Source organism: Aeromonas sp. Y318-3 (assembly GCF_027706185.1).
Lineage (GTDB): Bacteria > Pseudomonadota > Gammaproteobacteria > Enterobacterales > Aeromonadaceae > Aeromonas > Aeromonas veronii.
Genome location: NZ_JAPDCN010000011.1, coordinates 48,102 through 63,440, shown reverse-complemented (window position 1 = coordinate 63,440; position 15,339 = coordinate 48,102). Strand labels below are relative to the sequence as shown.

The window sequence follows — 15,339 nt, the reverse complement described above, 5'->3', positions numbered from 1 at the left end:
CAGAGAGTGAATATCAAGGAGGCTTCGGCCTCCTTTTTTATTGCCCATCCCTTGTATATCCTCAATCCATACGGACCATGAGGGATCTCCATGATGTGGTGTCAGGGTTGGCGAAGGATCGGGTTGTACGGCTGGCTACTGGCCTTCCTGTTTGGTGCTGGTTCGGCCGTAGTAGCGGACGAGCCGCCGACTCTGACGCTGCTGACCGAGCTGTGGCCCCCTTATGTGATGCGTGGTGACAATGGCGAGCTGGCCGGCGCCGATCTCGATCTGGCCTGCGCCGTGTTGCGCCAGATGGGTTATCGCACTGAAATCAGGGTGCTGCCCTGGAAGCGGGTTCTGCAGCAGGCCCGTCTCAGGCAGGGGGATGCGGTGCTCGATGTCTTCTTTGAACCTTCCCGCCAGCACTGGCTCCACTACCCCGAAGAGCCGCTCTCTTACAGCGGCGAGGTGCTCTTCTATCCGACGGCCCGTCCGGTGGATTTCAAGCAGCTCTCCGACCTCAAGGGTCTGCGGATAGGTATTCAGGAAGATTATGCCTACAGTCCCGATTTTCTGACCGATCCCGGGGTGATCCGGATGCCGATGACGGGGGAGGGGAATGCCATCAAACAGCTGCATTTGATGATGGCCGGTCGGCTGGACGGGGTGGTGCTCAACGAGCGGGTCGGTCGCTACTTGCTGCATACCCAGGGGCTGCAGGATCAGGTGAACCACGGCTCGCGCCTGCTGACCGACGACAACCGCAACTTCCTCGCGTTTACCCACAAGCCCGGCCACGACCAGCTGGCTATCCGCTTCTCCTCTGCCCTCAAGGCATTCAAACAGACTCCCGCCTACAAGCAGTTGCTGGCCCGCTATCACCTCTGAGTTGCTGCCCTGCTGTGCGCCGCTTCACAATTTGTCGCACTTTGTTAAAAGGTGGGCATAATGGCGAGCAAAAAGGGGATGCCGCTCAACATTAGTTGATCTTGTTGATAGTAGAATCAACTGCGGTTTACTCAAAGTTACTCATATATGTCCACAGCAGCCACCACTGACCAGATCAATTCGTTAACGGATGAAGAACGTCATCTGATCGCCAGTTTCGAGCCCGCGGTCGAGGCGCTGGCCGCGCTGTTTGGCGCAGGGTGCGAGGTGGTGTTGCATGCGTTCGATACGCTGGATGCATCGGTTATCAAGATTGCCAACGGCCATGTCACTGGTCGTCGGGAGGGGGCGCCGGTCACCGACTTTGCCCTCAACCGCTTGCAGGGGGAGGAGGGCAGCCAGTGGAGCAGCTACTTCAGCCGTACCCGCGACGGGACGCTGATGAAGTCCTCCTCCATCACCATCAGCAACCGGCAGGGCAAGCCCATCGGCATGCTCTGCGTGAACTTCAGTCTGGATACCTCCCTTGGCTGCCTGCTCGATACTTTTGCGCTGCCCGCGGTACCGGCGCCGCTCAACAACGAGACCTTTGCCAGCTCGGTGGACGATCTGGTGACCCAGGTGATTGAGAAGGTGGATCGGGACGATTCGCTCTCCTGCACGGTGCGCAACAAGGAGATAGTGACCCGGCTCTTCGACATGGGGATCTTCGAGATCAAGGAGGCGGCCCAGCTGGTTGCCCGGATGCTCGGCATCTCCCGTCATACTGTTTATCTGCATATCCGTAATCACAAAGCGGATCTGAACAAGCAATAACTGCCTGCGGGCACCCTGAACATGAGAAACACTGCGATGAAAGCACAATGGACCGACTTTATTACCCTGCTCAAGCGTGAAGTGGTGCCGGCCCTGGGCTGTACCGAGCCGATGTCGGTGGCGCTGGCGGCGGCCAACTGCCGCAAGCTGCTGGGGGAGACTCCTACCCGCATCAACGTCTGGGTCAGTGGCAATCTGTTCAAGAACGGCATGGGGGTCGGGGTGCCGGGCACCGGCATGATCGGTCTGCCGGTGGCCGCTGCGGTCGGCATCACCGGCGGCAATCCCGATGCCGGGCTGGAGGTGCTCAAGACCCTCACACCAGAACAGGTGGAAGCGGCCAAGACGTTGTTGCCGGTCATCAAGGTGGATGTGAAGGATGTGCCGGACGTGCTCTACGCCGAGGTGCTGGCTGAAGTTGAAGGGCACAGTGCCCGGGTGGTGATCTGCACCGACCACACCCGCATCATCCTGATGGAGAAGGATGGCGAGGTGCTGATGGAGCAGGCCAGTGCCCCCGGCGTGCAGATCCAGCCGGCCAAATCCGCCAAACCGGCCATGACCCTGCGGGAGATCGTCGATTTTGCATTGGAAGTGCCGCTGGCGGAGATCGACTTTATCCGCGAGGCTGCCACCATGAATCAGGCGCTGGCGGACGAAGGGTTGCAGGGCTACGGCCTGAAGATCGGCAAGATCCTCACCGAGCAGGTGGAGCGCAAGCTGCTCTCCGATGACCTGATGACCCTGGCGATGCGCCTCTCCTCTGCTGCCTCCGATGCGCGGATGGATGGCGCCATGCTGCCCGCCATGTCCAACTCCGGTTCCGGCAATCAGGGCATTGCCGCTACCATGCCTGTGGTCGCGGCCGCCCGCTTCCTCAAGGCGAGCGACGAGCAGCTGACCCGGGCACTGGTGATGAGCCATCTGGTGGCCATCTACATCAAGACCTATCAGAACAAGCTGTCAGCCCTCTGCGCCGCCAGTACCGCCGCCATGGGGGCCGGTGCCGCCATTACCTGGCTGCTGGGCGGCCAGTATCAGCAGATCAGCCACTGCATCAACAACATGATTGGCGATGTCTCCGGCATCATTTGCGACGGCGCGGGCAGCGCCTGCTCCATGAAGGTCTCTACTTCTACCTCGGCGGCGGTTAAGTCTTCGCTGATGGCCATCAACAACCTGCATGTCCCCCAGAGCGAGGGGATCGTCTCCGATGACGTGGATCAGACCATCGCCAATCTGGGCCGCCTCTCCAAAGAGGGGATGCTGGATACCGACATCGAAATCATCAACATCATGCGAGCGAAACAGCAGAAGCAGTGAATCTATGACAAGGGGGCGATAGACCCCCTTGTTCTTGTCACGACGGCGCAGACCGTCTGACACGGTTGCCAGGGCAAGCATGGCGCTTGCTCTTGTTTCTCGGGCCCAAGCCCGCTTTTTGGGGAGTCATACCATGACATTTAGCGTTATCGGCAATCTGGCCATCGCCGCCATCTTGCTGTTCTTTCTCTACCGGTTACAGGAAAAACATGTGAGCTTCACCCGCCGGGTATTTGCCGGTCTGGGGCTCGGTATTCTGTTCGGCGCCGCGTTGCAACTGCTTTACGGTGCAGGTTCGCCCGTCATTGTTCAGACCATCGACTATCTGGATATCGTGGGTAGCGGCTATGTGAAGCTGCTGCAAATGATCATCATCCCGCTCATCATGGTCTCCATCATCAGCGCTATCTTGAAGCTCAATGGTGGCACCGCGCTGGGCAAGATCAGCGCCATGACCATAGGCGTGCTGATCTTCACCACCGCCATCGCCGCCGGGGCGGGCATCCTGATGTCCAACCTGTTTGGCCTGACCGCTGAAGGGCTCACCTCCGGTGCCGCCGAGAGCGCTCGTGGCGCCGCGCTGCAGACTACCCTCGGCAGCGTCGAGAGCATGTCCTTTGCCAAGATGATGCTGGAGTTCATTCCTGCCAACCCCTTCCTCGACATGACCGGGGCGCGCAAGACCTCCACCATCGCCGTGGTGATCTTCTCCATCTTCATCGGCCTCTCCGCTACCGGCATCGCCCGCAAGAAGCCGGAGATCTTCGCCAGCTTCAGCCACTTCGTGGCCGTGGCGCATGCCATCGTGATGCGAATGGTGACCCTGGTGCTGCGCCTGACCCCGTTCGGCGTACTGGCGCTGATGACCAAGGTGGTCTCCGGCTCCAACTATGCGGATATTCTCAACCTGCTCAGCTTTGTGATGGCCTCTTACGGCGCCATCGCCATCATGTTTGTCGTGCATCTGCTGCTGGTGAGCATGGTCGGCATCAACCCGCTGCGCTTCCTCAAGAAGATTATTCCGGTGCTGGCGTTTGCCTTCACCTCGCGTACCAGTGCGGGCTCCATCCCGATGAACGTGCAGACCCAGACCAAGTCGCTGGGTATTCCTGAGGGGATCGCCAACTTCGCCGCCTCCTTCGGTTCCACCATCGGCCAGAACGGCTGTGCCGGTATCTATCCGGCCATGCTGGCCGTGATGATTGCCCCGACCGTCGGGGTCAACCCGATGGATCCGGGCTTCATCATGACTCTGATCGCCATCATCACCGTCAGCTCCTTCGGGGTGGCCGGCATTGGCGGTGGCGCCACTTTTGCCGCGCTGATCGTGCTCTCCGCGCTGGACTTCCCGGTGGCGCTGGCCGGTCTGCTCATCTCCATCGAGCCGCTGATCGACATGGGCCGTACCGCGCTCAACGTCTCCGGCTCCATCACCGCAGGGACGGTCACCAGCCGCCTGATGGGCGAGACCGACATGCATGTGTTCAACAGCGATCACGAAGTGAGTCTGGACGGCGAAGAGTCCACCGTCTGATTTGCTGTCGGTTGATCTGCTCGTGGAAAGGGGTGACTCTTTCCCGTCATAGACCGCAGGGAGGGCATGCCCTCCCTGCGCCATTGAGAGGAAAAACTATGAGAATTCTGATCATCGGTGGTGAAGCCGCCGGTATGAGTGCGGCGGCCAAGGCGCGCCGTCTGGCCAAAGATGCCGACATCGTGGTGTATGAGGCCTCCGAAGTGATCTCTTTCGGTGCCTGCGGCCTGCCTTACTTCGTCGGTGACGAGTTTCAGGAGCCCGGTTACATGGCCGAGTTCACCCCCGAGCAGTTCGCTGCCAAGGGTATCGAGGTCAAGATTGGCCATCGGGTATTGAGCGTTGACGCAACTGCCCAGACCTTGGTGGTGGAGCACAACGGCGACACCTTTACCGATCGCTACGATCGGCTGATGATCGCCACCGGCGCCCGTGAAGTGATGCCCCCCATCCCCGGCTTGCAGCAGCAAGGGGTATTCGGTCTGCGCCGGATGGCCGACGGGCTGGCGCTCAAAGCTGCGGTGCAAGACAAGAATAATCGCCGCGCCGTGGTGATTGGTTCCGGCTTTATCGGGCTGGAAGTGGTCGAGGCGCTGGTCCATCAGGGCAAGGAGGTGCGTCTCATCGAGCTGGCGGATCGGGTCATCCCCGACGCGTTTGATAGCGAGATCACCCAGCACATCGAAACCGAACTGTGCGAGCAGGGGGTCTCTCTCCATCTGGGTGAGCGAGTTGAAGCACTGCTGGGGGATGGTCGGGTGACCGGCGTGCGCACCAGCCAGGGCGAGTACGAGGCCGATATCGTGGTGGTCTGCACCGGGGTCAAGCCCAACACCGAGTTTCTGGCCGATACCGGCATCGAGCGGCTCGGCAACGGCGCCATCAAGGTGGATCGTCAGGGACGCAGCTCGCTGGCCAACGTCTGGTCGGCCGGTGACTGTGCCAGCGTCTGGCACAGCGTGAAGCAGCAGCAGGTCTATGTACCGCTCGCCACCATTGCCAACAAGCTGGGTCGTATGGTGGGTGAAAACCTGGCCGGGGCCGAGCAGACGTTCCCGGGCACTTTGGGCTCTGCCGCGCTCAAGGTGCTGGGGCTGGAGGCGGGCCGAACAGGCCTCTCCGAGCAGGAAGCCAAGGCGATGGGCATCGACTATCGCACTGTGGTGATCAAGGACAAGTGCCACACCAACTACTGCCCGGGTCAGTCCGACATCCACGTCAAGCTGGTCTATGAGGCGGGCAGCAAGCGGCTGCTGGGTGGCCAGATCCTCGGTCGCAAGGGGGCGGTCCACCGCATTGACGCGCTGGCGGTTGCCATCACCATGGGAGTGACCACCGAGCAGCTCGGCATGCTGGACTTTGCCTACGCGCCGCCCTTCTCCCGCACCTGGGATGCCCTGAACGTGGCGGGTAATGTAGCGAAGTAAGCGTTGCGATGACTGCGTCGTTACGCAGATTCTGCTCTGCAGAGCACTCTGCGGGTAATAGCTGAGGGTAAATTGCAGCGATAAAAAAACCGATGCCTTGGCATCGGTTTTTTTATTACCGGTTGTTCCGTATCACTCAGCCACGGCCGAGGCGGTTCTCCGGGTAGTTCTTGGCCAGCACTTCGCGGGCATGCTTGGCCAGCTGCGGCATCTTCAGAGCGTCGTAAGACTCGACCATGATCTCCAATGCCTTCTCGGTTTCGGCTGTGTCGGGGTAGGTTTCGACAATCAGCTTGGCCCGGTTGGCGGCTGCGACCAGTGCATCACGCTTCACGTAATACTCGGCCACGCTCAGGTCATATCGGGCCAGACGATTCTTCAGGCCTATCATGCGGGCGCGGGCATCGGCGGCATAGACACTGTTGGGGTAGTTCTGCAACAGGGTCTTGAAATCCTGGAATGCCTGACGGGCATAAGCCGGGTCTTTGTCGTCACGATCGATACCGAACAGGCTCTGGAAGAAGTTGTAATCCGCCGCCATGTTGGTCAGGCCGCGCATATAGAAGACGTAATCGATGTTTTTATGCGCCGGATTGAGGCGGATAAAACGGTCGATATTGGCGATCGCCTGAGCGGTATCATCCTGCTTGTAGTAGGCATAGATGAGGTCAAGCTGCACCTGGTTGGAGTAGGCGCCGAACGGGTAGCGAGAGTCCAAAGCCTCCAGCAATTCAGTGGCTTGCACGTAATTGCCAACGTCCAGTTTGAGGCGTGCTTTCTGGTACAGGGTCTCCGGCGGTTCGTCGGGTACCTTGGGTTTGGTGCTGGAACAGCCTGTGATCAAGGTAGCGACCAAGGCGAGCGACATCAGCAGGTGAGACTTCTTTCCCATCAACAACATCCGGTCCATTTCCACGAAATTGGCAAAGTATCCGTTATGCTTGGCTAAAAGAAAAGCTAGAATACCCGGATTATTTCGAATTGATACCCCCCGCTCAAGAGACCATACATGAGCCAGCATATTGAACTGACAGGCGAATTCCAGGATCACCAATTCGGGCAGCGACTCGACCAGGCCCTGGCCGAATTGTTTCCAGACTACTCCCGCACCCGCATCAAGGAGTGGATTTTACAGGACAGAGTGACCCTGGACGGTCAGGTTGCCAACACCCCGCGCGAGAAGATTCTGGCCGGGCAGCAGGTGCATGTGAATGTCGAGCTGGAAGATGATACCCGCTGGGATGCCCAGGATATCGAGCTCAACATCGTTTACGAAGATGAACACATTCTGGTGATCGACAAACCGGCCGGACTGGTGGTTCACCCGGGCGCAGGTACGCCGGATGGCACCATCCTCAACGCCCTGCTGCACCGCTACCCCGGCATTGCCGAGGTGCCTCGCGCCGGTATCGTGCACCGTCTGGATAAAGACACCACAGGTTTGATGGTGGTTGCCAAAACCGTACCCGCCCAGACCCATCTGGTGGAAGCGTTGCAGGCGCGCCAGATCACCCGTGAGTACGAAGCGATCGCCATCGGTCACATGACCGCAGGTGGTACCGTTGATGCGCCTATCGGCCGTCACCCGACCCAGCGTACCCATATGGCCGTGGTGCCCAATGGTCGTCCTTCCGTAACTCACTACCGGGTTCACGAGAAGTTCCGTGGTCACACCCGTCTGCGTCTGCGTCTGGAGACCGGCCGTACCCACCAGATCCGTGTCCACATGGCGCACATCAAACACCCGCTGGTGGGCGATCCCGCTTACGGTGGCCGTCTGCGCCCGCTGCGCAACGCGACCCCCGAGCTGACCCAGGCACTGCGTAACTTCAACCGTCAGGCGCTGCATGCCACCATGCTGCAACTGGCTCACCCCATCACGGGGGAAGTGATGCAGTGGCACTCAGCTACACCGCAAGACATGGTGGAGCTGATGGAAGTGCTGCGAGCGGATACTCTCGCCAATCCGGATGATTTAGTCTGGAACTGATGCGATAGGGCCTGCTGCGTCGGTTTCTGGCGTCATCCGGCCCGAACAGATGCCAAACGGGGTTCCCTTGCAGGAGCCCCGTTTTTATATCGGTGAATTGAAGGAGTCACAGATGAAATGGATCGAACCCGACTGGCCAGCCCCGGCGTGTGTCAGGGCGTTGTCGACCACCCGGGATGGCGGCGTCAGTGAAGGGGTCTTTGCCGGTCTCAATTTGGGCGCCCATGTGAGGGATGAACCGGTGCGAGTCGAGGCCAATCGTGCTCGCTTGCAGCAGGCGGCCGCCATCCCGGGGCCCCTCAACTGGCTTAATCAGGTGCATGGCACCGTGGTTCATCCGGTCAGCAGCCATTATCAGCAAGCACCGGATGCCGATGCCGCCTGCGCCCATGAGGCGGATCAGGCCTGCATCGTAATGACTGCTGACTGTCTGCCGGTGCTGTTCTGCGATCGGGCGGGTACTGTGGTCGCAGCTGCCCATGCTGGCTGGCGTGGACTGAAAGAGGGCGTGCTGGAGGCGAGTATCGCGGCCATGGGCTGTGAGCCGGGTGAGATCCTGGCCTGGATGGGCCCGGCCATCGGCCCCACTGCATTTGAAGTGGGTGGCGAGGTGCGCGAAGCCTTTATGGCGGAGCAGGCTGAAGCGGTCGCGGCTTTCGTGCCTTCCGCCAACGACGGCAAATGGTTGGCGGATATCTACCAGCTGGCGCGGTTACGCCTCGCCCGTGCCGGCGTTACCGCCGTCTATGGCGGCGAATACTGCACCTTCAGCGATAGCGAGCAGTTTTACTCCTATCGTCGCGACGGCCAGACCGGCCGGATGGCCTCCCTCATCTGGTTGGCCCGCTAAGCAATCACCCGCCAAGTAATAGCCCGTCTCTCTCAAGAACAGATCCGTATGAGAGAGGCGGGGATCCTGCCCTCTCCCCGCTTTGCAGAAAAAATAACCAGCCCATGCCCTTGAAATAGCCCGTACGGGCCTCATCTTTCATCTCAGAAAGTTATGTTGTTTGCCGCGCAAGCGGCGTCTGCCTGTTTGAAGGGGGAGTGCAATGCGCCTCGATCGCCTTACCAGCAAATTCCAGATTGCTATTTCCGATGCCCAGTCTCTTGCGCTGGGTCGTGACCACCAATTCATCGAACCCGTTCACCTGATGACCGCACTGGTCAATCAGGATGGCGGCTCTATCCGTCCGCTGCTCACCCTGACCGGGATGGATATCAACGCCCTGCGCTCCCGCCTCGGTGAGGAGCTGGATCGCCTGCCGCGCGTCAGCGGTGTGGAAGGGGACGTGCAGCTCTCTAACGGCCTCGGCCGCCTGCTCAACGTCTGCGACAAACTGGCCCAGCAGCGCAAGGATCAGTTCATCTCCTCAGAACTGTTCGTGCTGGCTGCCCTCGACGACAAGGGAACGCTGGGTGAGCTGCTGCGCGCCCAGGGGCTGACCAAGGAAAAACTCGAAGCGGCCATCGACAAGGTGCGGGGCGGCAAGAAGGTGGAAGATGCCAACGCCGAGGAGAACCGTCAGGCGCTGGAGAAGTACACCATCGATCTGACCGAGCGGGCCGAAATCGGCAAGCTCGACCCGGTGATCGGCCGTGATGACGAGATCCGCCGTACCATTCAGGTGCTGCAACGCCGTACCAAGAACAACCCCGTGCTGATCGGTGCTCCCGGTGTCGGTAAAACCGCCATCGTCGAGGGGCTGGCCCAGCGCATTATCAACGGTGAAGTGCCGGAAGGGCTGAAGAACAAGCGGGTGCTGTCGCTGGACATGGGGGCGCTGGTGGCCGGTGCCAAGTATCGCGGCGAGTTTGAAGAGCGGCTCAAGGCTGTACTGACCGATCTCGCCAAGGAGGAGGGCAACGTCATCCTCTTTATCGACGAGCTGCACACCATGGTCGGCGCCGGCAAGGGCGAAGGGGCCATGGACGCGGGCAACATGCTGAAACCTGCGCTGGCCCGTGGCGACCTGCACTGCGTCGGCGCTACCACCCTGGATGAGTACCGTCAGTACATCGAGAAAGATGCAGCGCTTGAGCGTCGCTTCCAGAAGGTGCTGGTAGAAGAGCCGAGCGTGGAGGACACCATCGCCATCCTGCGTGGCTTGAAAGAGCGTTACGAGCTGCACCACCATGTGCAGATCACCGACCCCGCCATCGTGGCGGCGGCCCAGCTGTCGCACCGCTATATCGCGGATCGCCAGTTGCCGGACAAGGCTATCGACCTTATCGACGAGGCGGCGGCCAGCATCCGGCTGCAGATCGACTCCAAGCCCGAGGCGCTCGATCGTCTCGAGCGGCGCATCATCCAGCTCAAGCTGGAGCAGCAGGCGTTGATGAAAGAGGACGACGACGCCAGCCGCAAGCGTCTGGAGCTGATCAATCAGGAGATTGGCGAGAAGGATCGGGAATACAACGAGCTGGACGAGGTATGGAAGGCCGAGAAAGCCGCCCTCGCCGGCACCCAGCATATCAAGGCTGCGCTGGAGCAGGCCCGTCAGGATCTCGATGTGGCGCGCCGCGCAGGCGACCTAGGCCGGATGTCCGAGCTGCAGTACGGCCGCATTCCGGAGCTGGAGAAACAGCTGGATCTCGCCACTCAAGCCGAGATGCAGGAGACCAGTCTGCTGCGCAACCGGGTCACCGACGTGGAGATCGCAGACGTCTTGGCCCGCTGGACCGGTATTCCGGTCGCCCGCATGCTGGAAGGGGAGCGCGACAAGCTGCTGCGGATGGAAGATCAGCTGCACAGCCGGGTGATTGGACAGGAAGAGGCGGTCGATGCGGTTTCCAACGCCATTCGTCGCTCTCGTGCCGGTCTCTCCGATCCGAATCGCCCCATCGGCTCCTTCCTGTTCTTGGGGCCCACCGGGGTGGGCAAGACCGAGCTGTGCAAGGCGTTGGCCGAGTTTCTGTTCGATACCCAGGATGCCATGGTGCGGATCGACATGTCCGAGTTCATGGAGAAACACAGCGTGGCCCGTCTGGTGGGGGCGCCTCCCGGATACGTGGGTTATGAAGAGGGCGGTTATCTGACCGAGGCGGTACGCCGTCGTCCCTACTCGGTGATCCTGCTGGACGAGGTGGAGAAGGCGCATCCCGATGTCTTCAACATCCTGTTGCAGGTGCTCGATGATGGCCGCCTGACCGATGGCCAGGGTCGCACCGTCGATTTCCGTAACTCGGTGGTGATCATGACCTCCAACCTCGGGTCGGATCTGATTCAGGAGCACCACTCCGAGAAGGATTACGACGAGATGAAGGCCATGCTGATGGATGTGCTGACCCGCAGTTTCCGACCGGAGTTTATCAACCGGATCGACGAGACCGTGGTGTTCCATCCCCTCGGCGAGGATCACATCAAGTCCATCGCTCGCATCCAGCTCAAGAGCCTGATGGGCCGACTGGAGGCTCAGGGTTACGAGGTGGAGGTGAGCGAAGCGCTGCTCGAGAAGCTGGTTCACGCCGGGTTCGACCCCGTTTACGGGGCGCGGCCTCTCAAACGGGCGATCCAGCAGAAGGTGGAGAACCCGCTGGCGCAGGCGCTGCTCTCCGGCCGCATCGTGCCGGGCAAAAAACTGGTGCTGGGGGCCGACAGCAATGGCCTCACCATGACCCAGTAACCAGTCTCGCATCGATGTTTGCAACGCCAGCCCTCGGGCTGGCGTTGCCATATCTGGTGGCAGGGATTCGGGCGCAAAAAAAACGGCAATCCGAAGATTGCCGGGAGGAATGTAGTGAAGCGACCTGACGTGGGTTGAGCGGGTCGCAGGGGCAAGCCCCGGTTTCGCCGTGGGCCATCAGGGATGACCACGCGACTTACAGCATGTCCGGACTGCGCTCGTTCAGTCCGCACCGCCACACACCTTCAGGGCTGACCCGCGAGCCACTGCGCGCAGGCCAGACCGATGAAATCAACGCGTTTACAGCATGCCTGGGATGGCGGCTTTCATCTCGGCTGGCCACACACCGACCTGCACCTGACCGATATGCTCTTTTTGCAGCAGCAGCATGGCCAGACGGGATTGACCGATGCCGCCGCCGATGGTCTGCGGCATCCGTGCGGCCAGCAGATCCTGATGCCAGTCGTACTGCAGGCGATCCTCGTCGCCGGTGATGGCCAGCTGGCGGCGCAGTGCTTCGGCGTCGACCCGGATCCCCATGGAGGAGATCTCGAAACTGTCCTGCAGCACCGGGTTCCACACCAGAATGTCGCCGTTCAGACCTGCCAGACCCAGCTCGCTGTGGCTGCTCCAGTCATCATAGTCCGGGGCGCGTACATCGTGGCGTTCGCCGTGGGAGAGGGCACCGCCGATGCCGATCAGGAACACGGCCCCAAGCTCTTTGGCGATGGCGCGCTCGCGCCCCTTGGCATCGAGGTCCGGGTAACGGGCCAGCAGCTCTTCGCTGTGCAGGAACTGGATCTCGGCTGGCAGGAAGGGGGTCAGCTCATGCTCGGCACAGACCGCGCGCTCGGTGGCCTTGATGGCGGCCCAGATGCCGCGCACGGTTTCCTGCAGATAGGCAAGATCGCGGCGCTCGCTCGGCATCACCTTCTCCCAGTCCCACTGATCCACGTAGACCGAGTGGATGGGGGTGAGCTTGTCTTCATCCGGACGCAGCGCCTTCATGTGGGTGTAGATCCCTTCGCCCGGGCCGAAGCCGAAGCGACCCAGGGTCTGGCGCTTCCATTTGGCCAGTGAGTGCACCACTTCGTAGCTGTGCTCCGGCAGGGTCTTCACCTTGACCTGCACTGCATTCTCGTGGCCAGAGAGGTTGTCCTGAGTGCCATCACCGACCCGGCTCAGGATGGGGGCTTGTACCTCCATCAGACCCAGTTGCTGGGCGAGTTGGCGGGAGAACATCTCTTTGACGAAGCTGATCTGCTGTTGGCTGCGAATGTAGTGCTGTTTCATGCTGAATTCCTGTTTCAAACCCCGTTGGATGTGGTGATTCTTCAACGGATTGCTAACTAAATTCAATATTCGATAATAGAAATAGGCTTTGTGTGTTTTTTTCTTCAAAATAAGGGTGTTTTTAATGATGTATCGCTAACGGGAGGGCAAAAAAATGCCGGAAAATTACCGGATCGATAATCTCGATCAGGCCATCCTCACCGCCCTGATGGAGAATGCGCGTATTCCTTATGCCGAATTGGCCAAGCAGCTGGCGGTCAGCCCGGGCACCATCCATGTGCGGGTGGAGAAGATGAAGCAGGCGGGGATCATCGAGGGGACGCGGGTGCAGGTTAACCCCAAGAAGCTGGGCTATGACGTCTGCTGCTTTATCGGGATCAATCTGAAGAGCGCCAAGGATTACCCCTCGGCGCTGGCCAAGCTGCAGGCGCTGGACGAGGTGGTGGAGGCTTACTACACCACCGGCCACTACAGCATCTTCATGAAGGTGATGACCCGCTCCATTGACGAGCTGCAGATAGTGCTGATCAACAAGATCCAGACCATCGACGAGATCCAGTCCACTGAAACCCTGATTTCGCTGCAAAACCCTATCCTGCGGGATGTGAAACCCTGACCCCTGATCAGGGTTCGATATAGGGGATGGCGTACTTGTCGTAGAGGGCCTTGAGGCTGCCGTTGCGCTTCATGCGCAGCAGTTCGGCATCGTAGGCCGCCATCAGGGCGGGGGTCTGTGCATCCGCCCGTGCACGGGCCCAGGTGTTGAAGTAGGGGCTGCTCTTGAGCGGTTTGGGCAGGTAATCGACCTTGCCTGTCAGCCCCTCCTCCTTGATTTGGGTGAAGGCGGTGACCAGCGGCATGGGCACGGTATCGATCCGTCCGGCCAGCAGTTTGCGCAGTTGCAGCTGGTTCATGGTGATCTCCTGAAACTGATAGGCCGGGTCGGTCATGGCCGCTGCCAGTTCAGGGGTGTAGGAGAAATCCTTGGTCACGCCGATGCGCCAGGGTTTGAGATCGGCCAGCGTTTCGTAGCGGATCTTCATCAGGTCCGCCTTGCGCACGAAGAAGTGCCAGCTGTGGCGAAGATGGGCCTGTTGGGGATAGATGAGATAACTCTCCCGCTCCGCCTTGTAGGAGTGGGTCATCACCAGGTCGCAGGCGCCGGTTTCGGCGTTGCGGGTGAGGCGGGCGCCGGAGTCGGCCAGCTCGATCCGAAAGGTCGTCTCCAGCTTGTCGAAGATGGCGGTGACGATGTCGATATCGAGTCCGCGGGGTTTCTGATCGGCATCGAGAAACTTGAGCGGGGGCTCCATGGTGCCGCAGATCACCAGCTCTTTGGCGGGCAATCCGAGTGGAAACAGCAACCAAAACAGGGGGATCACACGCAAACTACGTCTCCTGAGCCCGTTTGAAGATATTCCAAGACCTGATTCCAGTATATTGGATGGCACCTGATCCGTTAGAAGCGACTGTTTATGGCAAATCCTGAAATCAAGAGCCCGCTGGACGGGATCGACAAGTTGACCGTCTCGCTCTACCGCCTTGGCTTGAGTGCGGCAGCCCTGTTGCTGCTTTGCCGCGGTGCGGCGCTGCTGAGCGGGATGGCACTGCTCCCGTCGGCACAATGGTTGATGTCACTTGCAGTGGCAAGCGCAATCTGCGGCTTCTCGCTGCATATCTACGACAAGCGGATTCGCCTGATTCTGCAGGGGTTTGGTTGGGGCGCGCTGGCCCTGGTTGCGGTAGGAGCGCCGGATGCGCTGGTGCTGGGAGCGGCCTTGGCGACCCTCTCCGGGCTGGCGTTCAAGGAGCAGTTTTGCTTCTCGATTCCCGGCATCAAACTGGTGCCCATTTTGCTGCCGGCGTTATGGCTGCTGGAGTGGTTGCGGGTGGAGTGGGCCGCCGCACTGGTGGCGCTGGTCTGTGGCGCCCTGTTGACCTTGCTGGCGCTGGCCAAGTGGCGGATGCCCCTGCACTTCGATATCGGTGACAAGGGGCGTTACCAGATCTAGGTCTGCTGGCACACCTTCATCTGCTGGTTGAGGGCCTGCATCACCTGACGGCGGCTGATGATGCCGACCACCTTGCCCTGTTGCAGCACCGGGTAGATCTTGGGCTTGGCATCGGCCATCTGGCGAGCTAGATCCAGAATGCTCTCATCCGGCCCGACCGAGAGGGGCGAACGGTTCATCAGATCCTCCACCCGGGTGCGGGTATCGCAGTGGTAGCTGCCGGTGAGCAGGCTGGGGATGCAGTCTTGTTCGGAAAGAAAGCCGATCAGCCGTTTCTGCTCATCCAGCACCGGCAGGCCGCCAAGACCCGATTGATGCAGGCGATCCAGCGCCTCGGCCAGGCCGAGTCCGGCAGTGAGGGAGTGGGTCAGGCGACCCATGTGGTGGTGTACTTTCAGCATGGTGGTGACTCCGCAAGATGGGGATGCCGCCACTATGACGCGGGCGG

14 protein-coding genes are annotated in these 15,339 nt (G+C 60.4%); 10 read left to right on the top strand and 4 right to left on the bottom strand.

Translation table 11 applies throughout. The features are described 5' to 3' along the window. Positions 1 to 90 precede the first annotated feature (90 nt). The 5 genes from OKB77_RS15520 to OKB77_RS15500 all read left to right on the top strand — a co-directional run bounded on the left by OKB77_RS15520 (position 91) and on the right by OKB77_RS15500 (position 5,970). Positions 91 to 870 carry a substrate-binding periplasmic protein gene (locus tag OKB77_RS15520; RefSeq protein ID WP_270817944.1) on the top strand — a complete coding sequence of 260 codons (780 nt, stop codon included), beginning with the start codon at positions 91 to 93 and terminating at the stop codon, positions 868 to 870. Between the two features lie 147 nt (positions 871 to 1,017). Further along, positions 1,018 to 1,686 (top strand): helix-turn-helix transcriptional regulator, encoded by a 669-nt coding sequence (locus tag OKB77_RS15515; protein WP_139741282.1) that lies wholly within the window; start codon positions 1,018 to 1,020, stop codon positions 1,684 to 1,686. A 21-nt stretch (positions 1,687 to 1,707) separates the two neighbouring features. Beyond that, complete coding sequence (locus OKB77_RS15510; protein ID WP_270817943.1) at positions 1,708 to 3,009, top strand: L-cysteine desulfidase family protein; 1,302 nt, start codon at positions 1,708 to 1,710, stop codon at positions 3,007 to 3,009. A gap of 133 nt (positions 3,010 to 3,142) precedes the next feature. Continuing rightward, a complete protein-coding gene (locus OKB77_RS15505; protein WP_043823139.1) occupies positions 3,143 to 4,543 on the top strand; it encodes an L-cystine transporter in 1,401 nt (466 codons plus the stop codon). Positions 4,544 to 4,641: 98 nt separating this feature from the next. Then, a complete protein-coding gene (locus OKB77_RS15500; protein WP_064338944.1) occupies positions 4,642 to 5,970 on the top strand; it encodes a CoA-disulfide reductase in 1,329 nt (442 codons plus the stop codon). A gap of 136 nt (positions 5,971 to 6,106) precedes the next feature. Here OKB77_RS15500 and OKB77_RS15495 read toward each other — a convergent pair whose 3' ends face one another. Continuing rightward, positions 6,107 to 6,862: an outer membrane protein assembly factor BamD gene (locus OKB77_RS15495; RefSeq protein WP_019446583.1), complete on the bottom strand. Its 756-nt coding sequence runs from the start codon at positions 6,860 to 6,862 to the stop codon at positions 6,107 to 6,109. Between the two features lie 117 nt (positions 6,863 to 6,979). Between OKB77_RS15495 and rluD the strand changes: the two genes are divergently transcribed. The 3 genes from rluD (at position 6,980) to clpB (ending at position 11,586) form a co-directional block, all read left to right on the top strand. After that, a complete protein-coding gene (gene rluD / locus OKB77_RS15490; protein WP_005339771.1) occupies positions 6,980 to 7,960 on the top strand; it encodes a 23S rRNA pseudouridine(1911/1915/1917) synthase RluD in 981 nt (326 codons plus the stop codon). A 112-nt stretch (positions 7,961 to 8,072) separates the two neighbouring features. Beyond that, positions 8,073 to 8,810 carry a peptidoglycan editing factor PgeF gene (pgeF, locus tag OKB77_RS15485; RefSeq protein WP_150390128.1) on the top strand — a complete coding sequence of 246 codons (738 nt, stop codon included), beginning with the start codon at positions 8,073 to 8,075 and terminating at the stop codon, positions 8,808 to 8,810. Positions 8,811 to 9,012: 202 nt separating this feature from the next. Next, entirely contained in the window at positions 9,013 to 11,586 is a 2,574-nt protein-coding gene (gene clpB / locus OKB77_RS15480; protein WP_005339779.1) for an ATP-dependent chaperone ClpB, read from the top strand. Positions 11,587 to 11,886: 300 nt separating this feature from the next. Here clpB and asnA read toward each other — a convergent pair whose 3' ends face one another. Then, positions 11,887 to 12,879 (bottom strand): aspartate--ammonia ligase, encoded by a 993-nt coding sequence (asnA, locus tag OKB77_RS15475; RefSeq protein WP_101530914.1) that lies wholly within the window; start codon positions 12,877 to 12,879, stop codon positions 11,887 to 11,889. Positions 12,880 to 13,033: 154 nt separating this feature from the next. Between asnA and asnC the strand changes: the two genes are divergently transcribed. Then, positions 13,034 to 13,495, top strand: coding sequence for a transcriptional regulator AsnC (gene asnC / locus OKB77_RS15470; RefSeq protein WP_005339783.1), 462 nt, complete (start codon positions 13,034 to 13,036; stop codon positions 13,493 to 13,495). A 7-nt stretch (positions 13,496 to 13,502) separates the two neighbouring features. Here asnC and OKB77_RS15465 read toward each other — a convergent pair whose 3' ends face one another. After that, a complete protein-coding gene (locus tag OKB77_RS15465; RefSeq protein WP_270817940.1) occupies positions 13,503 to 14,267 on the bottom strand; it encodes a substrate-binding periplasmic protein in 765 nt (254 codons plus the stop codon). An 87-nt stretch (positions 14,268 to 14,354) separates the two neighbouring features. Here OKB77_RS15465 and OKB77_RS15460 point away from each other — a divergent pair, with 87 nt between their 5' ends. Beyond that, positions 14,355 to 14,891 (top strand): DUF2301 domain-containing membrane protein, encoded by a 537-nt coding sequence (locus OKB77_RS15460; protein ID WP_270817939.1) that lies wholly within the window; start codon positions 14,355 to 14,357, stop codon positions 14,889 to 14,891. On the opposite strand, the gene OKB77_RS15455 is transcribed toward OKB77_RS15460, so the two are convergent. Further along, positions 14,888 to 15,292 (bottom strand): CBS domain-containing protein, encoded by a 405-nt coding sequence (locus OKB77_RS15455; RefSeq protein ID WP_139472527.1) that lies wholly within the window; start codon positions 15,290 to 15,292, stop codon positions 14,888 to 14,890. The genes OKB77_RS15460 and OKB77_RS15455 overlap by 4 nt on opposite strands. Positions 15,293 to 15,339: the final 47 nt, after the last annotated feature.

Bases quoted from the DNA above. Each gene is read 5' to 3' on its own strand.
- OKB77_RS15520 (WP_270817944.1), top strand. From the start codon at position 91: ATGATGTGGTGTCAGGGTTGGCGAAGGATCGGGTTGTACGGCTGGCTA.
- OKB77_RS15515 (WP_139741282.1), top strand. From the start codon at position 1,018: ATGTCCACAGCAGCCACCACTGACCAGATCAATTCGTTAACGGATGAA.
- OKB77_RS15510 (WP_270817943.1), top strand. From the start codon at position 1,708: ATGAGAAACACTGCGATGAAAGCACAATGGACCGACTTTATTACCCTG.
- OKB77_RS15505 (WP_043823139.1), top strand. From the start codon at position 3,143: ATGACATTTAGCGTTATCGGCAATCTGGCCATCGCCGCCATCTTGCTG.
- OKB77_RS15500 (WP_064338944.1), top strand. From the start codon at position 4,642: ATGAGAATTCTGATCATCGGTGGTGAAGCCGCCGGTATGAGTGCGGCG.
- OKB77_RS15495 (WP_019446583.1), bottom strand. From the start codon at position 6,862: ATGGGAAAGAAGTCTCACCTGCTGATGTCGCTCGCCTTGGTCGCTACC.
- rluD (WP_005339771.1), top strand. From the start codon at position 6,980: ATGAGCCAGCATATTGAACTGACAGGCGAATTCCAGGATCACCAATTC.
- pgeF (WP_150390128.1), top strand. From the start codon at position 8,073: ATGAAATGGATCGAACCCGACTGGCCAGCCCCGGCGTGTGTCAGGGCG.
- clpB (WP_005339779.1), top strand. From the start codon at position 9,013: ATGCGCCTCGATCGCCTTACCAGCAAATTCCAGATTGCTATTTCCGAT.
- asnA (WP_101530914.1), bottom strand. From the start codon at position 12,879: ATGAAACAGCACTACATTCGCAGCCAACAGCAGATCAGCTTCGTCAAA.
- asnC (WP_005339783.1), top strand. From the start codon at position 13,034: ATGCCGGAAAATTACCGGATCGATAATCTCGATCAGGCCATCCTCACC.
- OKB77_RS15460 (WP_270817939.1), top strand. From the start codon at position 14,355: ATGGCAAATCCTGAAATCAAGAGCCCGCTGGACGGGATCGACAAGTTG.
- OKB77_RS15455 (WP_139472527.1), bottom strand. From the start codon at position 15,292: ATGCTGAAAGTACACCACCACATGGGTCGCCTGACCCACTCCCTCACT.